We start from the raw sequence: 22,958 nt of genomic DNA on the forward strand, positions 1-22,958 counted from the left end.
AGGCAACCATGTCGGCCATTCTAAAAACCCCAGAGCTCAGGAGCGGCGGCCTATGGCAGACCTGTCTGCTGAGCTATGCGACAGCGCTGTTTCTTTCTTTTTGCTTATTGGTAGTAGCCGATTCAATCGCCCTGCAGTTTGACATTGTCATGTCTGATCCGCCGTCGCGCTCGGCAACATTAGCCGAATTTTTTGGTACCATTTTTTTTGCGCCGGTCCTCGAAACACTTCTGGTCGGACTGACTATCAAGGCTCTTTCCAGATTTTTCCATCGACCATTTGTGATCGCCAGCATATCCGCACTGATTTTTGGAGGCGCCCATGGCCTGGTCGCCGTATCGTGGTTTTTTGGAACGGTTTGCTCATTTTTCGCCTACTCGTACGCGTATGTTTACTGGAGTAGCCGATCACTCCGTAAAGCGTACGTGGCGGCATGCGCGCCCCATATGCTGATCAACCTTACCGCGATGACCTTGGTTTGCTTGGGAAATTAATGCTGTCAACTGTTGTGCAGCAGGCAAGAACAAGGTTCGGTACCCCAATATGGGTTTATCTGCAAGCGCGGGCCACGCCGCGCTCGGCGTCGGCAATGGCCGCATTGCGATTTTCATCCGCCAAATAGTGGCGCTCCCCCTTTTTGTCGATCTGGACGACGCGCCCATCGCGGCGGACATGCGTCAGTTGCTGGCGCGCATTGGTGCATTCGATCGCCTTGTTGCTCGCCCGAATCTTCGCATTCTCGGCGTCGAGCTTCTCCGCAGCGAGCTTTTGCTGATTTTCGCTTTTGGCCGGCGCGTCAGACGCGGCTTTCGGTACGGGCGCGGACTTGGCCGCTACCACCGGTGCGCTCGGCGGCGCGGCCTGCGTCAGCGGCGGCAGCGACGCGCCCGGCTTGCGGGCCGGGTCCCAGTTGGCGCCCGGCCGGTCATCCGCGTATTTCTCGCGCTGTTGCTCCTGTTGTCTTTCCAGCTTGCTCTTCGCGTTGCGTTCGGCCAGCGTCGGCATCTTTTGCGAGCGCGCGCCAGGCAGATCGCACGGCGCGTTCTGGAATGTGTAGTGGCCGTTGGCCCCCTTGCATTTGTTCAGGCCCGCGTGAGCGCCAGTGCTGAGGGCTGCGAGGATGAGCGCGAGGTAAAGCGGACGTGTTTGCATGCTGATGAGGATATTCTTTTGAAGTAATAGGGCAGACCCGGGCAGGCCGGGCGTCGCGTGGATTTTGGCAGTAATACAATTTTTTCGCAAGCAACATTGTTCAAGCACACAAGCGCCGCCCTGCGTTAAGCATCGCTAAAGATCGTCCGCGTATAACTCTGTTCACCATTAACAGAGGAGGGTGATATGAAAAAGCTGGTACGCGAGAATAAGGGTTGGTTACTGTTTCTGTTGTTATTCGGTGTCTTCCGAACCGCCATTGCGGACTGGAATCCGATTCCGTCGGGGTCGATGCGTCCGAACCTGCTCGAAGGCGATGTCGTCTTCGTCAACCGCCTCGCGTATAACGTCAAGATTCCGCTGACCGATGTGGTGCTGGCGCGCGTGGGCGAGCCGCAGCGCGGCGATGTGGTGACGTTTTCGTCGCCCACTGATGGCACCCGCCTCATCAAGCGGCTGGTGGCGCTGCCCGGCGACATCGTCGAAATGCGCGATGAACAGCTGATTATCAACGGTCGGAGCGCCAGCTACGCTGCGGCCGGCACGGCCATGGAGCCGCTCGCCGACGCGGCCCCCATCGCCGTTCGGCGTATCGACGAAACCTTCGATGGCCACCGCCGCCGCATTCAGGTCATCCCGGAACTGATGGCGTTGCGCAACTTCGGGCCGGTGGCGGTGCCCAGGGATCAGTTCATGATGCTGGGCGATAACCGCGACCGCAGCGCCGATTCGCGCATGGTCGGCATGGTGCCGCGCCATCTGCTGATCGGGCGCGCCGAGCGCATTCTGGCCTCGGCCGATATCGACGGCAACTGGATGCCGCGCATGGAACGCTTCGGCATGAAGACGCCCTGAGCCGGCCTACCGCCATCGCCAACAAGTATCTGTTGTAGTTTTAATACAATTTCCCAGCATTCTTTATCCGTATTCAATCGGTAACTCCGTCTGATGCATCGTAGCAGTCCCCGATGCGCGGACGGATGAATCCACCTTTCTTCCCTGCGTAAGCGGAGGCCGGCCAACCATGGTCCCGGCCATGCCGTACTTTTCTTACGATAAAAACAGGGAGACAACAAGATGATTCTCAACGAGCGATGGCGCGCGCGCCTTTGCGCACTGGCGCTGGCGGCCGCTTTTCCCGTGGCGGCGAGCGCCGGCAATACCGGCGTGGCGTTTGTGCACGGCACCGGCAACCATCCCGACGCCACCAACGAATACTGGACCCGCGAGATGATCGACGCGGTGCGCAAGGGCTTGCCCAATCCCGCGCTGTACGTGGTCGTCGCGTGCGACTTTTCCAAGTACGCGTGGGCGCCAGAAGCGAGCGGTTGCCTCGGCAAGCAGCTGAGCGCCTTCATCGCCGCCAATAACATCACCGACATGGTGGTCGAGACCCATTCCCACGGCGGCAACATGATGCGCTGGCTAATGTCGAACCCGACCCAGGACAGCCGCTTTCCCGGCATCATCAAGACCATCCGCTGGGTCAACGCGCTGGCGCCATCGTCGCTGGGCACCCCGCTGGCCGACGCCACCATCAGCGGCAACGTGTTCGAATCCTCGCTGGGCTGGCTGATGGGCCAGAAGTCGGACGCGGTGCGCATGCAGCAGGTGAGCTGGATGGCCAACTACAACGCCACCTGGATGTACGGCACGGCCGGCCGCCCGGCGCTGCCCAAGAACTTTTATGCGGTGGTCGGCACCGACGTCAAGACCATGGTCTTCGACAGCGCCAGCTACTGCGGCGGCTATCCATCCCAGCTGGGGCTGGAAATCACCCAAGCCTGGCTGCCGGCCTGCTCGGATGGCTTCCTGTCGTGCGCCAGCCAGGCCGGTGCGGGCAGCACCTGGTTCCAGGACAAGGCCAAGCTGGGCGGCGAGACCTTGTCGCACAACCAGAGCCGCCGCCCTTGCTTCGGCCTCGACGCTCTCCTGCGCAACGATCTGTAACCGGACTCAAAACATGCTTACCAAACACCAACTGTCCTTCCTCCTGCCCGTTTTGCTGGGCACCCTTTGCGGCAGTGCCGGCGCGGCCAGCCGCCTGGAGCTGCTGCCGGCCCAGGCGGGCGACCTTGCCGCGCCGGCCGCGCTGGCCCGCTCGAGCCGCATGAGCATGGCCATGGCGGCGCCCGAAGGCCGGCGCGACGCGGTCGCCGTCAGCTGGGCCGCCGGTGCGCAGCCGCTGGCCAAACCCGTGCCATTTGCCGGCGAAAGCCGCGAATACTACACCGAAGTGAGCGGTGCCGAACTGGCCGCCGGGGTGGCGATCCGCACCAGCGCGGCGCAGGCCGTGGTCCGGGTCCAGCCGACCGGCGCGGCCAGCGCGCGCGGCGTCAAGCCGATCGATCCGCGCGCCATCGGCGTGCGTACCGCGCAGGGCAAGGACTTCAACAACGGCGCCGGCATGGACATGCTGGTCGACGCCGACCGCCTGGCCAAGGCCGGCCATGGCTTCGCCCAGGGCACCTCGGCGTTCCGGCTGCATCCGTCGCTGGGCGCGGGCAGCTTCACGCTGCGGGCCGATGCTCCCGCCGATGCGGGCGCGCGCTACCTGGTCAACGTCGTCGAGCCGGCAAGCACGGTTGCGCTGACCCTGCGCACCGACGCGGTCCATTACCTGCACGGCCAGGAACTGGTGATCCATGCCGACGCGCTGGAGCCGGCCGCACGGGCCGCCATGCCTGGCGCCGCCCTGCAACGCCGCACGCTCGACAAGATGGCCGCCGTGCTGGTCTCGCCCGCTGGACGCACGTTTCCGCTGGAGTTCAAGCGCGGCCGCGACGGCTTGCTGACGGCGCGCCATCAGCTCAACGCCGACGAAAACCCGGCGCCGGGCCTGTGGGAGGTAAGGGCGGGGGCCGAAGCGGGCAGCGGCAACACGGCTGTTAAGCGCACCCTGCGCATGGGCGTGGCGGTCGCCATGCCGCAGGCGCGCTTCGACGGCAACGTCAACCTGATCGACCAGGCCGACAAGCTCGTCGCGCGCTTCGGCGTCGAGGTCGGCGCGGGCGGGCGCTATGAAGTACGCGCACTCCTGTACGGCATGGTCAACGGCGCCATCGCGCCGGTGGCGGTGGCGCATTCGGCTGCGTGGCTCGAACCGGGCGCCGGCAACATCGAACTCGCGTACGACGCGGCCTTGCTGGCCGGCGTGCGCGGACCGTACGAACTGCGCGACCTCAGTCTGCTCGATCAGAGCCGGGTCGGGCTGCTGCATCGCCAGCAGCGCGGCCTGGTCATCGACGAGCGCGAAGCGCTGCGCACCGGCCTGCGCGTGGCGCAAAGCGCCGCTGGCGGCACCGCGGCGATTCCGCGCAAACCTGCGCAATAACCTACTCACCACCACCGAAGGAAATCCTGTATGAAAGCTGTAATCAAGCTGGTACCACTGGCCCTGGCCATGGCCGCCTGCCTCCCCGCCAAGGCGTGGAACACCGAAACCCACCGCCAGATCGTGCTCGACGCGGTGCAGTTCATGAAGACGCACCCGAACCAGACCAAGTACGCCAAGCTGCTCGCCGGCGTTAACAAGGCCGGCTACACGATGGACCAATTCGCCGCCGCCATCGGGCAGGGCGCGCACGACGTCGACTACTTCCAGGATACCTATCTGTGCGGCGCCACCAGCGGCAATTGCCAGACCTCGCCCGCCTGGGGCGCGGGTTCGGACCTGGCGCGCTATACCTCGTACTGGCATTTCCAGAGCCATACCCATGGCGCTGACGTGCATGGCAACGACTTCGGCGGCTACAACTACCAGAAGATGAACAACGCCGGCGATATCGATACGCTGGCAGCGACCTGGCTGGTCAACGACTACCTCGACGACGGCCCCGGCAACATGGGCGGCTGGTTCGGCGATTCGTCCAAGTACAACAGCTACGGCATCACCGAAGCGCGCTACCGCCAGGGCAGCTACTCGACGCGCGCCATGTATGAGGATTACCAGGCGTTCCCGTTCCAGCCGATCGACAACCTGGGCCAGTACTTCTTCAGCCGCTTCCTGCAGGCGCCGTCGGCCCAGACGCTCGGCTTCGTGCTGCACACCACCGACCTTCTGCAGCCGCACCACACGTTCGGCACGCTGGCGAACAACCATTCGGGCTGGGAAAACTGGGTCACCGACTACTACAGCAGCGAAAAGCTGAACGACCCGGCGCTGGTGCTGGCCGCGCTGGCGGACTTCACGCCACTGGCGGCCAACGCCACCGACATCCGCGCCATGCTGACCCAGGGCGGCACCTACTCGTACAAGTACGGCGGCGCGGTGCTGTCCTCGAGCGACCATGCGGTGCGCCGCGGCGTCGCCAAAAAAATGGTGCCGCACTCAATCGCGCTGGTGGTGCGCCTGCTCGACCGCGCCGCCGAACGCATGGCCATCTAGATCCGCTTTACCGGCACCGGCGCAGCGCCGGTGCCATTGCTCCACTTACAAAATATAAAAAGAATTGAAGAATTCAAAATGAAGAGTTTAATTACCATCCCATTGTTCTCCGTGGTGCTGCTTGGCGCGGCCAGCGCGCAGGCCGGGCCGACGTGGGATAGCTACGTCAAGGATAGCTGCCAGGCCAACGGCACGCGCCAGTGGTCGGCCAAGCTCAAGGGCGACACCGGCAATATGACCCTGGACCAGGTTTGCAAGAGTGTGGTCGGTGTCAAGGTCGGCGGCACCTCGCTGACCGCCTTGCCGAACCGTTGCGTCAGTTATGCGCTGGCTGGCTGGTGGGGCGAATGGAATGTGCCCGACACCAGCTGCGCGCCATCGTTTCACCCGGTGGAGAAGGGCGCCTGTTCCGGCACCAAATTCGGCGCGCGCGTGTATTCGGCACGGGTCAACTTTGTCCCGCCGGGCATGAGCTGGGAAACCGCCTGCCGCAGCGTCAAGGTGGCCAACATCGCCGGCTGGGAGCAGCCGCGCTTTCCCGACCGCTGCCTGAACAAGGGCACCGGCGAATGGGGCGAATGGGATTCGATGGATGGCTCCTGCCAGTCGAGCTTCGGCCCGCCCGAAAAGAAGCAGTGCAGCGCCAACGGCAAGCGCCTGTACACGGCGCGCCTGGAGAACACCTACACCGACTGGGATTACTCGTGCAAGCACACCAGCGCCAATATCGCCGGCCAGGCTTTCAGCAAGCCCGATCGCTGCGTGAAAGAGGTCACCGGCGAGTGGGGCGAATTCAACGTCAACGACAGCAGCTGCGCGCCCAAGTGGACCAATGTGACCAAGGGCCGCTGCTCCGATTCGGGACGCCGCATCTTCATGGCCAAGCTCAATATGGATAATCTGGGCGACTTCGGGCTGACGTTCGCCAAAGCGTGCACGGAGACCGGCGCCACCATCCACGGCCCGTCGGGCGACATCGCCTTCAAGCGGCCGACCCGCTGCACCGCGCCCGACAGCGGCGAATTCGAAGTATTCGACAGCACTTGCAGCCCGGCCAACGACAGCAACATCGCCGCGCCCGCGGGATCGTTCATCAAGTCGACCGCTCACGTGGAATTGAGCTGCAACGACGTGTGCGCCAACAGCACCGGTAACTGGGGTTTTCCGGCCGGCGCCTGCGTGAAGGGATCGATCAACGATGGCCCGAATGCCGGCAAGGCGATCACCTGCGGCGAGAAACCGGCCTCGCTGTACGCGGGAGCGACCGCCATGTCGTGCACCTGCGCGCCGCCGGCGACCGGCTTTGCCGACACCCACGCGCACCAGATGGCGCACCTGGGCTTCGGCGGGAGGGCTTTTGTGGGCAAGGCGTTCGGTCCGATCGAAGAGGCGCTTCCATGGTGCGACGACGTGCACGGCCCCGGCGGCGCGCTCGATAGCGTGACCAATGTCATCGGCGGCTTCGAAGGCCTCGCGGGACCCGGTCACAAAGTGGGCGGCTTCCCGCAGTATGACGGCTGGCCGCGCTGGAACAGCCTGACGCACCAGCAGATCTACGAGGATTGGCTCAAGCGCGCGGTCGATGGCGGCATGCGCCTGATGGTCATGCACGCGGTGAACAACCAGGATATTTTCGGTGTCCCGATGTTCGCGGGCAAGGCTGCTGGCCGCACCAAGGAAGACATGGAAGCGGTCGATCTGCAGCTGGCCGAAGCGTTCAGGATGCAGCAGCACATCGACAACAAGGCCGGCGGCGCGGGTCTGGGCTGGTACCGCATCGTCAAGACCCCGGCCGAAGCGCGCGCCGTCAACGCGCAGGGCAAGCTGGCGGTGGTGCTGGGCATGGAGGTGGATCACCTGTTCGACTGTTATTCCGACAAGGACGGCGCCTTCGGCGACGGCGTCAAGAACTGCGACGCTGCCTTTATCGAAACCCAGCTGACCAAGTACTTCAACATGGGCGTGCGCCACCTGCATCCGATTCACTTCAAGGAAAACGCCTTCGGCGGCGCCGCGCTGTACAACGCGGGCACCTGGGACAGCCAGTCGCACGATTGTTCGGCCGACGGCTATTCCAAGATCTGCGGCAGCATCGGGCTCAAACCGTCGGGCAAGGCCCTGGTGCGCGGCATGATGAAGCGTGGGATGCTGATCGATGTCGACCACATGGACCGGATTACCTTCCGCGACACGATGACGATGACCGAGCAGCATGGATATCCGGTCATCAGCGGCCACGTGGGCCTGGTCGATGCGTCCGCACCCGGCGGCGACCGGCGTCACGAGGGCAACCTCAAGGACGAGGAAGTCAAGCGCATCCTCGCCGGCGGCGGCATGGTGTCCCTGATTACTGCGCAAGGTCACCGCGACGAGACGCCGACCGCGCGTCGTGCCGGCCTGCCGGTGGTGCCTCACGATTGCGGCGCTACGTCGCAGACCTTCGCCCAGACCTATCTGCACCTGCTGTCGCTGGCAGGGCCGAATGGCCGGATCGGTTTCAGCACCGACTTCAACGGCTTTGCCGGCGAACCGGCGCCGCGCTTCGGCGTCGACGGCTGCTTCTTTCAGAAGGAAATTGGCGCCGCACAGGTCAATCCAACCCAGTACCCGCTGAGCATTGCGGTCAAGGGCAGCCCCTCGGTCCTCGGCCGCAGCAAGATCGGCGAGCGCACGTTCGATATCAATGGCGATGGCCTGGCGCATATCGGCATGCTGCCCGACTTTATCGCCGACCTGCGCACCCAGGGCTTGCGCCAGCCTGACCTGGCGCCGCTGATGAATTCGGCTGAGAGCTATATCCGCATGTGGGAGCAAGCGGTTGCCAAGAGCACGTCCGTGCCCTAAGCTAGCGCAAATGCACCGGCGCCACGCCGCAACGCTGCCTCTGGCCGGCGTTGCGGCGACGCGCTTTTCCTGCCGATCCGCCACCTGATGTCTGGAGCACCATGTTCATTAAATTAAGCCTGCCGGCGGCCTTGCTCGGCCTGGCCCTGGGCGGTTCCGTCCATGCGGCCACGCCCGCCAAGCCCGCCAAACCCTACGCCGATGTCGAGAAGGCGGTCGCCCCCTTGCTCGGCAATGTTCCGATCGAGAAAATTTCGCCCAGTAAATTCGGCACCCTGCTGGAAGTGGTCACACCCCGCGGCCTGATCTACACCGACAAAACCGGGTCCTTCGTTCTCTTCGACGTGACCGCGATCGATACCCGCACCCAGGAAAACCTGACCGAACAGCGCAACAACGAACTGGGCAAGTTCGAGTTTGCCGATCTGCCGCTGAAAGACGCGATCAAGACCGTGCGCGGCGACGGCTCGCGCGTGATCGCCACCTTCGAGGATCCGAACTGCGGCTATTGCCGCAAGCTCATCGGCGAGCTGAAAAAGGTGGACAATCTGACCGTCTACACCTTTTTGGTGCCGATCATGGCGGCCGATTCGGCCACTAAATCGGCGGCGATTCTGTGCTCGCCCGATCCGGCCAAGACCTGGGTTTCGCACATGACCGACAACAGCCCGCTGCCGGCCGCCACCGACTGCGCCACCCCGCTCGAACGCAACGCCGCCCTGTATCACAAGCTGCGCCTGAACGGCACGCCGGCCATCCTGTTCCAGTCCAATACCAGGACCCCGGGCTATATTCCGGCCGAGCGCATCGAAGCGCGCCTGGCAGGGGGCAAGTAGCAATCGCTGCCGGGCCCGGTGACGTTTCCAAAATGCCGGTAAAATTACGGGCTCGGTTGCCCGCACTGTCGCGGTGCCGTTTTTGAATAAGGCACGTCTGGCATGCAGCGAATGTTAACAGTCATTTTGGCTTGTATCGGGATGGTGGGTGCGCTCGCGATCGATACCTATCTGCCATCCATCCCGGCGATCGGACGCGAATTCGCGGTCGGTCCGCTGGCGGTGCAGCAAACGCTCAGTGTGTTCCTGTTCACCTTTGCGTTCATGATGCTGTTTTACGGCACGCTGTCCGATTCGTTCGGGCGCCGCCCGGTGATCCTGATTTCGCTGGTGGTCTACACGCTGGCCTCGCTCGGGGCCGCGTTTGCGCCCAGCTTCGGCGTGCTGCTCGCTTGCCGCGCGTTGCAGGGGCTGGCGGCGGGCGCCGGCCCGGTGATCGGGCAGGCCATCGTGCAAGACCGCTTTTCGCACGACCAGGCGCATGCGCAGCGCATCATGTCGCACATCATGATGGTGTTCGGGCTGGCCCCGGCCATCGCGCCGGTGCTGGGCGGCTATCTGCACGTGCATTTCGGCTGGCGCTCGACGTTCGTGTTCCTGGCCGTGTTCGGCGTGCTGATGCTGCTGCTGGTGTACCGCGGCTTGCCGGAGAGCTTGCCGAAGACCCAGCGCCATGCCTTTCATGGCGTCGAGATCGCGAAAAACTATCTCAAGGTGCTGCGCCATCCGCAGTTTCTCCTGCTGTCGCTGGCTGTGGGACTGGCGTTCAGCGGCTTGTCGCTGTACATCGGCGCGGCTGCCAATTTCATCATGGATATCCTGCACCTGCCGGAAACCGCCTTTGCGTGGCTGTTCATTCCCATGATCGGCGGCATGGTGGTCGGCTCGGCCTGGGGCGGCAAGGCGACCGCGCGCATCGCACCGGCCAAGATGATGTGGCTGGGATTCGGCATCATGGGGGCGGGCAGCGTGATCAGCATTGCCTACAACCTGATGTTCGTGGCGCAGGTGCCGTGGGCGGTGCTGCCGCTGGCGGTGTACACCTTCGGACTGGCGGTGGCGATGCCGGCCATTCAGGTCGGCGCCTTGTCGCTGTTTCCGGACAATCGCGGGCTGGCCTCGTCGATGATGTCGTTTATCCAGACGATGGCGTTTGCGCTGGTGTCGGGCATGCTGGCGCCGTTGCTGTTCGACAGCGCGCTGAAACTGGCGTGCGGGGTGGGCGGCTCGCTGGTGCTGAGCTTCCTGTGCTGGCGCCTGAGCCTGATGGTGGCGCGGCCTGCGGTGCAGCTGGCATGACATCCGTCGTTCCTGCCACTGGCAGAAGCGACGGTGTTACTGGCTGCCGCTGAGGGCGCTTCCTAGCGGCTATGCGTCTTCATCGCCGCGGCAACTTCACGCTTGCCGTCGCGTTCTTTCTCGGTGGCACGCTTGTCGTGCTGCTTCTTGCCCTTGGCAAGTCCGATCTCGCACTTGACCCGTCCACCCTTGAAATGCAGGTTGATCGGCACCAGGGTATATCCCGAGCGCTCGACCTTGCCGATCAGCTTGTCGACTTCGGCACGGTGCAGCAGCAGCTTGCGCGTGCGTACCGCTTCCGGGTGGGTGAATGAGGATGCGGTCGCCAGCGCGCTGATGTGCGCGCCGAACAGGAACAGCTCGTCCCCGCGCACGACCACGTACGCCTCCTTGATCTGGACGCGCGAATCGCGAATCGCCTTGACTTCCCATCCTTCGAGCACGATACCGGCTTCGTACCGGTCCTCGATGAAGTAGTCGTGGAATGCTTTTTTATTGTCAACAATACTCATGAAATGGCTAAAACGCGCGGTTCGGTTAAACTACTGATGCAAGATACCCAACATCATAGCAAACGGTTGATTAATGGCAGTAGTACACAAAACAGTATTTTTGGCTTACAGCGCCGAACAGATGTTCGATCTGGTGGCCAAAGTGGAAGATTATCCCAAATTCCTGCCCTGGTGCGGCGGCGTGAAGCTCATCGAGCGGACCGACGACACACTGGTCGCTTGCCTGGCGATTCACTTCCATGGCGTGAAGCAAAGCTTCACAACCCGCAACATCAACACGCGGCCGACCCAGATGAAGATGAAGCTGGTCGACGGCCCGTTCAAATGCATGGATGGCACCTGGACCTTCAAGGCGCTGCGGGCCGATGCCTGCAAGGTCGAATTCGACCTGCACTACGAATTTTCAAGCATGATACTCGAACAATTGATCGGGCCCGTGTTCGGCGTGATTGCCAACAGCATGGTCGACTCGTTCTGCAAGCGCGCCGAGACGGTCTATGGGTGATCCAGCGGCGGAAAAATTCACGGTCCAGGTGTGCTACGCGACGGCGTTGCGCGAGTACCTGCAGGAGTTGACGGTGGAGCAGGGCTGCACGATCGAACAGGCAATCCGCCAAAGCGGCGTGCTCGACGCCATTCCCGGAATCGACCTGGCGCTCCAGCCGGTCGGCCTGTACGGCAAGAAAAAGCCGCTGGAGACGGTCTTGCGGGCGCGCGACCGCATCGAAATCTACCGGCCGCTGGTGGCCGACCCGAAAGAGTCGCGCCGCAAGCGGGCTGAAAAAAAGGCTCAGCCAGGCTGAGCCGCGACCATCCTTACTTGCACCCTGCGGCGATCGACTTGTTGGCGCGCGCAATTTCCGCCGTGCGCTGGGTGTCGTCCATGAACGTGCGTTCGCCGTTCTTGTCGGTCGAACTCACGCGCGTGCCTTGTTCCAGGGTGCGCTTGTAAGTGCGGGCGCTTTCGCAGGCGACTTTATTGGAGGCCTTCCTGGTGGCTTCTTCGCCGGCTTTCTTTTGCTCGTCTTCCTTGGCCTTGGTGCGCTTGCGGTACTCGGCTTCGCGGTCGGCCAGGCTAGGCGGCACCTTGTCGTCGGCGCTCATTGGCTTCGATGCTGGCGCTTGCACGTCGTCCGTCTTCGGCGCGACCGCGGCAGCGGTTGGCGACTTGATAATGTTCTTGGCCGGCACGCCGGGCGGCGGCGGGCGATCCGAGAATTGCTTGGTGCCATTCGCGTCGACCCACACGTATTGCGCTGAAGCCACGGTGGCGAACAGCATCAGTGCGCCTCCGGCCAGCAGCTGCAATGTTCGTTTTCCGATAAGGTTGACCATGTAAATCTTTCCGTTAGTAATCAATCCCCGATTTCGCCATGATTTGCCCGCCGTGTCAACGAACTTGACGGCTTTTCGGGCATTTTGAGGGCTTCAAGAGACGGCGCACAGGAACTTCTGTATAATTCACTTTTGCGCCAATAGGAAAATGCTATGCGTCTACTTCAAAAAGCACTCACGTTCGATGATGTGCTGCTCGTCCCGGCTTACTCGAATGTCCTGCCAGCCGACACCTCCCTCAAGACCCGCCTGACCCGTAATATTGCCCTGAATATTCCCTTGCTGTCCGCAGCGATGGATACGGTCACTGAAGCGCGCCTTGCCATTGCCATGGCGCAGGAGGGCGGCATCGGGATCATCCACAAGAATCTGTCGCCGAAGGACCAGGCCCGTGAAGTAGCGCGCGTAAAACGTTTCGAGGCCGGCGTGCTGCGCGACCCGATCACGATTCCGCCGAGCATGAAAATCCGCGACGTGATCGCCCTGACCGAACAGTACGGCATCAGCGGCTTCCCTGTGGTGGAAGGCAAGACCGTGGTCGGCATCATCACCAACCGCGATTTGCGTTTTGAAGAAGAGCTCGACGCCGAGGCGCGCGAGAAGATGACCCCGCGTGAGAAGCTGGTGTACGTCAAGGAAGATGCCGATACCGCCGAAGCGAAGCGCCTGATGAACAAGCACCGCCTTGAGCGCGTGCTGGTCGTCAACGATGAATTCGAGCTGCGCGGCCTGATCACCGTCAAGGATATCCAGAAGTCGCACGAGCACCCGTTCGCCTCCAAAGACGCGCAGGGCAAGCTGCTGGTCGGCGCCGCCGTCGGCGTGAGCCAGCGCGACGAAGAGCGCATCGAGCTGCTGGTCGCGGCCGGCGTGGACGTGCTGGTGGTCGATACCGCCCACGGCCACTCGCAGGGCATCCTCGACCGCGTGAAGTGGATCAAGGTGCGCTTCCCGCACGTGGACGTCATCGGCGGCAACATCGCCACGGCGGCCGCCGCGCTGGCGCTGGTGGAACATGGCGCGGATGCGGTCAAGGTCGGCATCGGCCCCGGCTCGATCTGCACCACGCGTATCGTGGCCGGCGTGGGCGTGCCGCAGATCACCGCGATCTCCAACGTGGCGGCGGCGCTGGCCGGTACCGGCGTGCCGTGCATCGCCGACGGCGGCATCCGCTTCTCGGGCGACATTTCCAAGGCACTGGCCGCGGGCGCATCGACCGTGATGATGGGCTCCATGTTCGCCGGCACCGAAGAAGCGCCGGGCGAAGTGATCCTGTACCAGGGCCGCAGCTACAAATCGTACCGCGGCATGGGTTCGCTGGGCGCGATGGCGGACGGTTCGGCCGACCGCTATTTCCAGGACGCGGCGGCCAAGGCCGACAAGTTCGTCCCGGAAGGCATCGAAGGCCGCGTTGCCTACAAGGGCAGCGTGCTGGCGATCATTTACCAGCTGGTCGGCGGCGTGCGCCAGTCGATGGGCTACTGCGGTTGCGCCTCCATCGACGAGCTGCGCGAAAAAGCGGAGTTTGTCGAGATCACCTCGGCCGGCATGCGCGAATCGCACGTGCACGACGTGCAGATCACCAAAGAAGCGCCGAACTACCGTTCCGGCGAATAAAGGCGAGCAAAACGCGGCGACAAGTTCGCCGCGTTGTTTTTGGCGCGGGCATCCGTTGCCCACGAGCGCCGCCCAACGGCACCCATTTTGTCATTTCTCCTGGCCCTACATGCACTCTAAAATCCTCATTCTCGATTTCGGCTCCCAAGTTACCCAGCTGATCGCCCGCCGCGTGCGCGATGCCGGCGTGTTCTCCGAAGTATTCCCGTATGACGTCAGCGACGAATTCGTGCGCAATTACGGCGCCGCCGGCGTGATCCTGTCGGGCAGCCACAGCTCCACCCTGGAAGGCGACGCCCCGCGCGCGCCGCAGGCCGTGTTCGAGCTGGGCGTGCCGGTCCTGGGCATCTGCTACGGCATGCAGACCATGGCGGCCCAGCTGGGCGGCAAGGTCGAAAACGGCCTGGTGCGCGAATTCGGCTACGCCGAAGTGCGTGCGCGCAGCCATACCGCGCTGCTGAACGGCATCAACGACTTTGTCACCGACGAAGGCGACGGCATGCTCAAGGTCTGGATGAGTCACGGCGACAAGGTGCTCGACATGCCGCCAGGCTTCAAGCTGATGGGCGACACCCCGAGCTGCCCGGTGGCCGCCATGGCCGATGAGGAGCGCCGCTTCTACGCGCTGCAGTTCCATCCGGAAGTGACGCACACGTCGCAGGGCAAGGCCATTCTCGGCCGTTTCGTGCACGAGATTTGCGGCTGCAAGTCGGAATGGAACATGCCCGACTACATCAGCGAAGCGGTGGCCAAGATCCGCGAGCAGGTCGGTACCGACGACGTCATCCTCGGCCTGTCCGGCGGGGTCGATTCGAGCGTGGCGGCGGCGCTGATCCACCGCGCCATCGGAGACCAGCTCACCTGCGTATTCGTCGACCATGGCCTCTTGCGCCTGGACGAGGGCAAGATGGTGATGGACATGTTCGCCAAGAACCTCGGCGTGAAGGTGCTGCGCATCGATGCCGAAGACCAATTCCTCGGGCACCTGGCCGGCGTGGCCGATCCGGAAGCGAAGCGCAAGATCATCGGACGCGAGTTCGTCGAAGTGTTCCAGGTCGAAGCGGGCAAGCTGAAGAACGCCAAATGGCTGGCGCAGGGCACGATTTATCCGGACGTCATCGAAAGCGCCGGCAAGGGCAAGAAAGGGCAGACCATCAAGAGCCACCACAACGTGGGCGGTTTGCCGGAAACGCTGAACCTGAAATTGCTCGAACCGCTGCGCGAACTGTTCAAGGATGAGGTGCGCAAGCTCGGCGTGGCGCTCGGCTTGCCGCACGATATGGTGTACCGCCATCCATTCCCGGGTCCTGGCCTGGGCGTGCGTATTCTGGGCGAAGTGAAGAAGGACTTCGCCGACCTGCTGCGCCAGGCCGATGCGATCTTCATCGAAGAACTGCGCAACACGCCGTGCGACCTGCCGGCGCTGGAAAGCATCGACGCCGGTGCGGCGCCGAAGAACTGGTACGAAGCGACCAGCCAGGCGTTTGCCGTGTTCCTGCCGGTCAAATCGGTGGGCGTGATGGGCGATGGCCGCACGTATGAGTACGTGGTGGCGCTGCGCGCGGTGCAGACGCTGGACTTCATGACGGCGCAGTGGGCGCATTTGCCGCACAGCTTGCTGGGCAAGGTGTCGAACCGCATCATCAATGAAGTGCGCGGGATCAACCGGGTGGTGTACGACATTTCCGGCAAACCACCGGCAACGATCGAGTGGGAATGATGTCAGAGATGGCATGAGCCGGCAGGCTCATGCACTTTGTTCGAACTAAGCCTCTGATTTCAGGGGCTTTTTTTTGCCCGTGCGGCACAGCTTGGCATTGATGGGCAATGCGAAGCAACGCTATTTTGAAGCCGCTCGAGAAGGGCTACAAGGTTCCTGATCGGGACGGATTGTACGTGGCAGTATTAAAAACCGGAAAAATTTCGTTTCGTTACAATTATCGAATCAATGGACGTCAGTAGACATTAGTACTGGGGCAATATGGCGTTGGGGGACTTACGCTCAGCGAAGCACGCGAAAAGCTAAACGAGGCAAAGAGAGCGCTTGCGGCAGGCAATTCGCCTTCGCGGGAAAAAGCGCGGGAAAAACTTAAACAGCGTTCCTTGAATGATTTCGGCGAATGGTTTGAGAGGTGGATTGCACGGCACGACATGGCAGATTTCAGAAAGAAATTCGCCACTGAAGGCACGAAATTGACGGATTCGAACGAATTTTCTCCCGTCCGCCGCACTCAGGACGCAACTTGGGTTTGCTGCCGGCCAAGGAACCTGCGGGCAAGCACCAGGTTGGTGAAGGTACTGCTCAGAGATCTGCGAACAGGCGGAAACGGTCAGATCGTTTGGAGTCTGCCGTAACTGCAACCGAATTTGGGATGGCCAAAACCGGGGTTATTATCGCAATAACGCCTGGAGAATTTGCGTAACGTGTTCCCAAGAACAATGCCATTGCGTCGTCTGTCGCGCACAGGTAAACGAATCTCCCTCACACTATCGCGACTATGCAATGCGTTCGACTGTCGGCTTCGGGGCAAGCGGACAGGCGCGGTCGAGGTCGGGAATGTTGGCCTTTGCGGCAACATAGCCTGAAATCGGCTGTTCCAAGTCATTTGAACGTGCGCTGGTCAAATGCGAACCTGGAAAAAATCCGCTATCGAGCAGGTATCAACCAACGCTACTCAATGGAGCACTTTGACGAACTTGAAACATGAGGACAAAGCGCTGAGCGGCCGGGTAACGATTCGGTGCTAGAGTGGTTTTCTTCACCACATTGCAAGCATGCGCGGCGCCGGTAAACGTCGCATCCTGCTTGCTACGCCCAATGTTTATGTCGACGACTCGCCGCACTTTCCTAGCCCAGGCATTAGGGTCTGCGGGGCTGCTCTCACTCTGCCACGTTTCGGTGCTGGCCCGGCCTACGTTCGGGATCTCCAACGTCAGCCAGCTGTACCCCGTCGAAGTAGCCCGCATCGTCGTCCCATTGTCTACCGAAGAAGTAGCGCGTGAAGTCTTAGGATGGACAGGAAAAGTGGCAGTCGGCGGGGGACGATACAGCATGGGCGGCCAGACTGCCGTCGCCCTTGGGTTGCACCTCGACATGCGGCGGATGGATCGGTTACTGCACTTTGACCCGACAGCGCGCACGGTGAGGGTACAGGCAGGCATGACCTGGCGTGACCTGCAAGACACACTCGATCCCGCTGGACTGGCTGTGAAAAGCATGCAAAGCTTTTCGAACTTCACGATTGGCGGCGCCGTCTCCGTCAATGCGCATGGGCGATACACTGATACCGGTCCGGTAGGGAGCACGGTGCGATCGCTGCGCCTTGTGCTCGCCGATGGTTCGATCGTCGACGCGAGTGCCAATGAAAACATCGAACTATTTCGCGCCGCTATCGGCGGATACGGCGCTGTCGGCGTCATCACCGAGATTGAACTTGAATTGACGGAGAACTGCCGTATCGAACGCCTAGTTGTGCCGCTCACGCTAGCAACCTATCGTGCGTACTTCACCCGTCACGTGCGCGATGCGGCCGATGTCATTATGCATAACGCAGACCTGCTACCGCCTCGTTTCGATCAACCAGTAGCCGTCTCGTGGCGCCGCACCGGCAAAGCGTTGACCGAATCGGCGCGTCTGGTCCCACGCGGCCTGTCCTATCGACTTAGCCAAAGCGCGCTACAAGTGGCCACCGAGGTGCCGGGTGGTGATTTCTTGGTCCGACACGTATTGCATCCTCTGTTTCGCTCGCAAGGTACGGTAAAATGGCGTAACCACGAGGCCAGCCTGGACGTGCGCGAACTAGAACCACCATCGCGCGCAACTTCCACTTATGCCCTGCAGGAATACTTTATTCCAGTAGTTCATTTCGACTCCTTTACCCGAGCAATGGCAGCGCTGATCCTTCAGCATCGTGCGCAAGTGTTGAGCGTATCTGTGCGACACGCAAACCCTGATCCAGTTCCACTTCTGCCATGGGCTGAAGAGGAAGTATTTTCGTTCGTCGTGTATTACAAGCAAAAGACCAATGCAGCTGCATGTGCCGCCGTGGGTGAGTGGACGCGGGCAATGATCGAGATGGCATTGCGGTATGGCGGACGGTACTATCTCCCCTATCAGTTGCACGCTACGAGAGCCCAATTTGCACGGGCATATCCCGAAATTGAAGCGCTCCGACGCTTGAAGCGGACGGTGGACCCTGATGGAAAATTCTCAAACGCGATGTGGGCGAAATACCTCTGATTGGGCGCCGCTCGCTTAGCTTGAGCTTTTCAGGTTGACGATTGAAAGGTGAATTTTTGTTCAGGGCGGTATCGGCTGAGGTAACCTGAGCTCTGTGGACACTTCTATTTGATAAACTTGTCAAAGGGAGTGAACTTATGAAATTAACGACATACACGCCGGAGTTCCGTACGGAAGCCGTCAAGCTGGTGCTTGCGCAAGGCTTGACGTTGGAAGAAGCGGCGAAACGAATCGCCATCCCCAAGGGGACATTGGCGAACTGGGTTAGCGCGGCCAAGCGCGGTAGCGATCCGACTGCACCGCCAGGCAGCCGTAGCGTCGCTGAGCTTGAAGCCGAGGTGGCGAAGCTACGCAAGGACCTGGCCGTCGAGCGCATGGAGAAGGAAGTGCTAAAAAAGGCCACCGCGTACTTTGCGAGGGAGTCGCTGCCCGGTACGCGTTCATAAAGTCGGTGCGACTCGATTATCCACTTGGCCTGTTGTGCCGTGTCTTTGATGTGTCGCGCAGCGGCTTCTATGCGGCAGTGGAGCGCCCGCCATGCCGGCGCGCACAGGACGATGAGCGACTGAACGCTGAAGGCCCTACTGACCCTGGTTTGTGGGTAGAAACGCCCCCTTGGTGTTAGCACTGATCCGATACAACTCTTGCTTCGTCAAGGTTGAGAATGCCGGGTCTACGCGTCATGGGGTTATCCTTTGTAGCGTCAAGATTGACGCCCACTTCACGTTAATTGCATGCAAAGCCGCTTCATTAAACCGAAACTTTTGTTGCTTGCGCTGGCTAGTCTTTGGATATGCTGGTGCGTGTATGCAATCGCTTCATTCAAGGACCGCGATCTTCCTGCCCGGTCGGATTGTGCAATCGTTCTTGGCGCTGCCGCATATGGGGCCACGCCTTCACCGGTGTTTGAAGAACGTATCCGGCATGCCCTCGACCTTTATCGGCGCGGCCTTGTCCGCAAACTCATCTTTACTGGAGGAGCTGGTCCGGGAGCCCAGTTTGCCGAAAGTACCGTTGCTTCCAAGTACGCTGCCCAGGCCGGTGTGCCCTTGTCCGACATTTACACGGAAACCCAGTCACACACGACGCACCAAAATCTTGGCGAGGCCCTCGGCATCATGCGCCAGAGCGGTCTTCGCAGTGCCATTATCGTCAGTGACCCGCTCCATCTCCGAAGAGCCAAGAAAATGGCTGACGATCTTGGTATCGAGGCTGTCACGTCCGCAACTCCAACCACGCGGTATCGAAGCTTTTCGACTCGTGCGCCGTTTCTTCTTCGCGAGCTCTACTTCTATCATCACTATCTTGTGATGGGGCACTAGGGAAGCCCTGATTTATTCATCCGACACCGTGCCGGGCTCGTGCGATACCTGAGACTGTAGTGGTCAAGTAAATTCGGACACTACGATGGGTTTTACTGCTGCCATGTTCCGTTCGTAGACGGAGGGCGGCAGATTGCCCAGAACTGTGTGCAGACGTTCGCTGTTATAGAAGCCAACGATGTAGGCGGCGCTATCGATCTTGGCCTCGGCGTGGTTGGCGTACGACCGCTGCCACACGCGTTCCATTTTGAGATTCAGAAAGAAGCGTTCTGCCACGGCGTTGTCCCAGCAGTTCCCTTTGCGGCTCACGCTGCAGATGAAACCGTGGCTGGCCAATTTCGCTTGGTACTGGGCGCTGGCGTACTGGCTGCCGCGGTCTGAATGAACGATCAATCCTGGAGCCATTTCGTTGTCGGCGTTCAGGCGCCACCAAATCGTCGCCGTAATGGCGCCAATTCATCGGCGGCGTATTGGCGCCACTTGATCGTCGGCGTTAAGGCGCCAGTTTCAGGGGCTCGAACTTTCATTGATCGGCTAGACTTCCCGGCATGTCGCCTGGGAGAAGCCGTGACAAAACGGAGGTTCGAGATGTATCTATACCGTCACATCTTGACGCGCATGCGTCAGGGAAATTCAGACCGGGAGATAGCCCGGTCGAAGACCATGGGGCGCAAGAAGATTGCCCAGGTTCGCGAGTTGGCGAGCGCACGCGGCTGGCTTGCACCCGACACGGCACTGCCGGACGACGCAATTCTCGCATCGGCGCTGGTACGCAAGGAGCCGCTGCCGAGCACTTGCATTTCCACGTTGGAACCGTGGCGGGCGCAGATCGGCAACTGGTACGCCGCCGGCATTCAGGGAACGACCATTCACGCCACGCTGGTGCGCAATCACGGCTACACCGGCAGCTACTTGGCCGTGTACCGATTTCTGCATCAGCTGGTCGTCGACGAGGTGGCCGACGTGCCGCTGCGGCTGGAGTTCAAGCCTGGCGAAGCGGTCCAGGTCGACTTTGGCGCGGGCCCGCCGATCACCGACGTGCATACCGGGGAAATCTTCAAGACGTGGTTCTTCGTGATGACACTCGCGTGGTCACGCCACCAGTACGCCGAATTCGTGCGCGACCAGACCGTGGGCACCTGGCTCGGGTGCCACCGCCGTGCCTTCGAGTGGTTCGGTGGCGTTGTCGAACGCGTCACGATCGACAACGCTAAGTGCGCGATTACGCGGGCCTGCGTGTATGAGCCGGAGGTGCAGCGTTCGTATGGCGAGTGCGCCGAAGGATATGACTTTAGGATCGATCCATGCCCGCCTAGGGATCCGCAAAAGAAAGGGATCGTGGAGTCGGGCGTTAAGTACATCAAGGGCAGCTTCCTGCCACTGCGCGAGTTCCGCGACCTGGCAGACGCCAATCGACAACTGCACGAATGGGTGATGGGACAGGCGGGCAACCGCATCCACGGAACGACCCGCGTGGCACCGCTGAAGCGCTTCGTCGACGTTGAGAGGAGCTCGCTCAAACCTTTGCCCGATGTGCCGCCCCAGCTGGCCACCTGGCTCAAGGTCAAGGTCCACCGCGATACCCATGTGCAGTTCGAGCACAACTACTACTCCGTGCCGTTCCGGCTGGTCGGCCAGGCACTATGGCTCAAAGCCAGCGACGCCGTGGTGACGATGTACCTGGAGCATGAGCCGGTTGCCACCCATGTGCGATTAAAGCACCGGGGCGAGCGCAAGACCGTACCCGACCACATGCCGCCGGAGGCACAGGCCTGGCTCCTGAAAGACACCAAATGGTGCATGGCGGAGGCAGAAAGGGTGGGCCCGGCATGCGCGGCCATGATCCGCGCCATGTTCGGGGATAAAGTACTGATCCGCATGCGCGCCGTGCAGGGCGTGCTTGGGGTGCAGAAAAAATATGGCGCCGTCAGGTTGGAGGCGGCCTGCTCGCGCGCCAACCACTACGGCACGCCGGGTCTCAACGTCGTCAGGCGCATCCTTGAGAAAGGACTCGACCAGCAAGACTTGCTGGCGGCGTTCGACGCCCTGGCCAGCACTTACACCGAGGGCGGTCGCTTCTACCGCGCCACAAACACTATCCTTCAATGAGAGCGACCATGCATCCAATTCCAGAACTGAATTCCCTGCTCAAACAACTGCGCCTTTCCGGCATCCTAGACTCGCTGGAGGCACGCGACCGCGAAGCCATCGACCGCAAGCTGGCCTTCACCGAATTCCTGAGTCTGCTCATTCATGACGAAATCGCCCGCCGCGGCCAGAAGAAGTTGGCGCAGCGCATGCGCCGCGCCAACTTCCGCAACGAGAAGACACTCGACGGGTTCGACTTCAACCGCTTGCCCGGCTTGAACCGAGCCGCCGTCCATGACCTCGCCACCTGCCGGTTCATCGACGAGAAAGTAGCCGTGCTCATCTCCGGCCCCTGCGGCACAGGAAAGAGCCACCTCGCGCAGTCCCTGGGCCACGCCGCCGCGCGCCATGGCTATGATGTGCTGTTCATCACCCAGACCCAGCTGATGGCCAGCCTGCGCACCGCGCAAGCGATGGGCACGTACGAACGGCGCCTGCAATACCTTAGTAAAGTCGCTCTGCTCATCATCGATGACTTTGGGCTGAAACCGCTTCGTCCGCCCGAGGACGAGGATTTCCACGACCTAATTGCCGAACGATACGAGAGAACGGCGACGATCCTGACATCGAACCTCCACTTTGACGAATGGGGCGCCGCCTTCGCGGCCAACAAGATGATCGGCGCGGCCACCCTGGACCGCTTGCGCCATGGCGCTTACAAGCTCGTGCTCGACGGGGATAGCTATCGTGCCCTGCCATCTGCGTCAGAAGCGTCCAAACCGACAACCGAAAAGGGGCGCAAGGCGGCGCCGCCATGAGTGTTGACTAACGACATAAATCGTTTATATCGTTAATATATGTGAGGGGAGAGACTCATTCCGGACCAAGCCGGCGTGAGTTTCCCCTCGTTACCTTGGTCGGCTTCCGGGTTGGCTCCCAAAGCCCGACTTCAGACAATCTGGGGCGCTTCCGGCAACTCTTGGAACGACAGCTGTCGCCCCAAAGCGGACTATAGGCTTATGTTGAAAATCATCAGATCGTCGTTTAAGTGCTAACAAAGCGCCTGTTCCGACGAAAGTCGTTTCTACATGTGTGAGCCTTGAAGTTTCAACGGACTCGACGCAATTGAGGATCAGCCAGCGGCCAGGCCGTAGCCATATCATGTTCAATTTTTGCCGCTTCAGCTTTCTTGCCGAGGCCAAGTAAGGCACGGCTCATGCCGCGCAAAGCCCAAGCACTGCGAGGATTGATAGTTAAATCGTTTCGGAAGGTTTGTTCCGCATCATGCCACCGCGCCAGGCGCAATTGCATATCACCCAATGCCTA

20 protein-coding genes and 2 pseudogenes are annotated in these 22,958 nt (G+C 61.4%); 17 read left to right on the top strand and 5 right to left on the bottom strand.

Going from position 1 to position 22,958, the window contains the following annotated elements:
* The first annotated feature begins 8 nt into the window (after positions 1-8).
* Positions 9-494: a CPBP family intramembrane glutamic endopeptidase gene (locus RBA40_RS10305; RefSeq protein ID WP_306647810.1), complete on the top strand. Its 486-nt coding sequence runs from the start codon at positions 9-11 to the stop codon at positions 492-494.
* Between the two features lie 55 nt (positions 495-549).
* Here the strand turns inward: RBA40_RS10305 and RBA40_RS10310 are convergent, their stop codons facing one another.
* A complete protein-coding gene (locus RBA40_RS10310; protein WP_306647811.1) occupies positions 550-1,152 on the bottom strand; it encodes a hypothetical protein in 603 nt (200 codons plus the stop codon).
* 186 nt (positions 1,153-1,338) lie between these two features.
* Here RBA40_RS10310 and lepB point away from each other — a divergent pair, with 186 nt between their 5' ends.
* The 7 genes from lepB (at position 1,339) to RBA40_RS10345 (ending at position 10,518) form a co-directional block, all read left to right on the top strand.
* Positions 1,339-2,007 (top strand): signal peptidase I, encoded by a 669-nt coding sequence (lepB, locus tag RBA40_RS10315; RefSeq protein WP_306647812.1) that lies wholly within the window; start codon positions 1,339-1,341, stop codon positions 2,005-2,007.
* Positions 2,008-2,229: 222 nt separating this feature from the next.
* Positions 2,230-3,102 carry a Fes1 domain-containing protein gene (locus RBA40_RS10320; protein ID WP_306647813.1) on the top strand — a complete coding sequence of 291 codons (873 nt, stop codon included), beginning with the start codon at positions 2,230-2,232 and terminating at the stop codon, positions 3,100-3,102.
* 13 nt (positions 3,103-3,115) lie between these two features.
* On the top strand, positions 3,116-4,486 hold the full coding sequence (locus RBA40_RS10325) for a DUF4785 domain-containing protein (protein WP_306647814.1): 1,371 nt from the start codon (positions 3,116-3,118) through the stop codon (positions 4,484-4,486).
* Positions 4,487-4,516: 30 nt separating this feature from the next.
* Positions 4,517-5,539, top strand: coding sequence for a phospholipase C/P1 nuclease family protein (locus tag RBA40_RS10330; protein ID WP_306647815.1), 1,023 nt, complete (start codon positions 4,517-4,519; stop codon positions 5,537-5,539).
* Positions 5,540-5,617: 78 nt separating this feature from the next.
* Complete coding sequence (locus tag RBA40_RS10335) at positions 5,618-8,383, top strand: membrane dipeptidase (protein ID WP_306647816.1); 2,766 nt, start codon at positions 5,618-5,620, stop codon at positions 8,381-8,383.
* 101 nt (positions 8,384-8,484) lie between these two features.
* Positions 8,485-9,219: a DsbC family protein gene (locus RBA40_RS10340; RefSeq protein WP_306647817.1), complete on the top strand. Its 735-nt coding sequence runs from the start codon at positions 8,485-8,487 to the stop codon at positions 9,217-9,219.
* A gap of 102 nt (positions 9,220-9,321) precedes the next feature.
* Positions 9,322-10,518: a multidrug effflux MFS transporter gene (locus RBA40_RS10345; protein ID WP_306647818.1), complete on the top strand. Its 1,197-nt coding sequence runs from the start codon at positions 9,322-9,324 to the stop codon at positions 10,516-10,518.
* Between the two features lie 62 nt (positions 10,519-10,580).
* Here RBA40_RS10345 and smpB read toward each other — a convergent pair whose 3' ends face one another.
* Entirely contained in the window at positions 10,581-11,030 is a 450-nt protein-coding gene (gene smpB, locus RBA40_RS10350) for an SsrA-binding protein SmpB (RefSeq protein WP_099878263.1), read from the bottom strand.
* Positions 11,031-11,103: 73 nt separating this feature from the next.
* Between smpB and RBA40_RS10355 the strand changes: the two genes are divergently transcribed.
* On the top strand, positions 11,104-11,535 hold the full coding sequence (locus RBA40_RS10355) for a type II toxin-antitoxin system RatA family toxin (protein ID WP_054262875.1): 432 nt from the start codon (positions 11,104-11,106) through the stop codon (positions 11,533-11,535).
* A complete protein-coding gene (locus tag RBA40_RS10360) occupies positions 11,528-11,833 on the top strand; it encodes an RnfH family protein (protein WP_306647819.1) in 306 nt (101 codons plus the stop codon). The genes RBA40_RS10355 and RBA40_RS10360 overlap by 8 nt, the downstream gene beginning before the upstream one ends.
* 13 nt (positions 11,834-11,846) lie before the next feature.
* Here RBA40_RS10360 and RBA40_RS10365 read toward each other — a convergent pair whose 3' ends face one another.
* On the bottom strand, positions 11,847-12,365 hold the full coding sequence (locus tag RBA40_RS10365) for a DUF4124 domain-containing protein (RefSeq protein WP_306647820.1): 519 nt from the start codon (positions 12,363-12,365) through the stop codon (positions 11,847-11,849).
* Positions 12,366-12,518: 153 nt separating this feature from the next.
* Here RBA40_RS10365 and guaB point away from each other — a divergent pair, with 153 nt between their 5' ends.
* The 5 genes and pseudogenes from guaB to RBA40_RS10390 all read left to right on the top strand — a co-directional run bounded on the left by guaB (position 12,519) and on the right by RBA40_RS10390 (position 19,544).
* On the top strand, positions 12,519-13,982 hold the full coding sequence (gene guaB / locus RBA40_RS10370; protein WP_306647821.1) for an IMP dehydrogenase: 1,464 nt from the start codon (positions 12,519-12,521) through the stop codon (positions 13,980-13,982).
* Between the two features lie 109 nt (positions 13,983-14,091).
* Positions 14,092-15,702 (top strand): glutamine-hydrolyzing GMP synthase, encoded by a 1,611-nt coding sequence (guaA, locus tag RBA40_RS10375; protein ID WP_306647822.1) that lies wholly within the window; start codon positions 14,092-14,094, stop codon positions 15,700-15,702.
* 1,104 nt (positions 15,703-16,806) lie between these two features.
* On the top strand, positions 16,807-18,222 hold the full coding sequence (locus RBA40_RS10380; protein WP_306647823.1) for an FAD-binding oxidoreductase: 1,416 nt from the start codon (positions 16,807-16,809) through the stop codon (positions 18,220-18,222).
* 137 nt (positions 18,223-18,359) lie between these two features.
* Positions 18,360-18,790, top strand: a pseudogene (locus tag RBA40_RS10385) (transposase); the annotation flags it as partial.
* Between the two features lie 166 nt (positions 18,791-18,956).
* Positions 18,957-19,544 (top strand): YdcF family protein, encoded by a 588-nt coding sequence (locus RBA40_RS10390; protein WP_306647824.1) that lies wholly within the window; start codon positions 18,957-18,959, stop codon positions 19,542-19,544.
* A 63-nt stretch (positions 19,545-19,607) separates the two neighbouring features.
* Here the strand turns inward: RBA40_RS10390 and RBA40_RS10395 are convergent.
* Positions 19,608-19,946 (bottom strand): annotated as a pseudogene (locus RBA40_RS10395) (integrase core domain-containing protein); the annotation flags it as partial.
* Positions 19,947-20,132: 186 nt separating this feature from the next.
* On the opposite strand from RBA40_RS10395, the gene istA reads away from it, so the two are divergent.
* Both istA and istB read left to right on the top strand, forming a co-directional pair.
* Positions 20,133-21,653, top strand: a complete 1,521-nt coding sequence (istA, locus tag RBA40_RS10400; protein WP_306647831.1) for an IS21 family transposase — start codon at positions 20,133-20,135, stop codon at positions 21,651-21,653.
* Between the two features lie 8 nt (positions 21,654-21,661).
* Positions 21,662-22,450 carry an IS21-like element helper ATPase IstB gene (istB, locus tag RBA40_RS10405; protein ID WP_306647825.1) on the top strand — a complete coding sequence of 263 codons (789 nt, stop codon included), beginning with the start codon at positions 21,662-21,664 and terminating at the stop codon, positions 22,448-22,450.
* Between the two features lie 289 nt (positions 22,451-22,739).
* Here the strand turns inward: istB and RBA40_RS10410 are convergent, their stop codons facing one another.
* The gene (locus tag RBA40_RS10410) at positions 22,740-22,943 is read right to left on the bottom strand and encodes a hypothetical protein (RefSeq protein ID WP_306647826.1); all 204 of its coding nucleotides are present in this window, start codon (positions 22,941-22,943) and stop codon (positions 22,740-22,742) included.
* Positions 22,944-22,958 lie beyond the last annotated feature (15 nt).

Origin of the sequence: Massilia pseudoviolaceinigra (genome assembly GCF_030846505.1) — a bacterium.
GTDB lineage: Bacteria > Pseudomonadota > Gammaproteobacteria > Burkholderiales > Burkholderiaceae_D > Telluria_A > Telluria_A violaceinigra.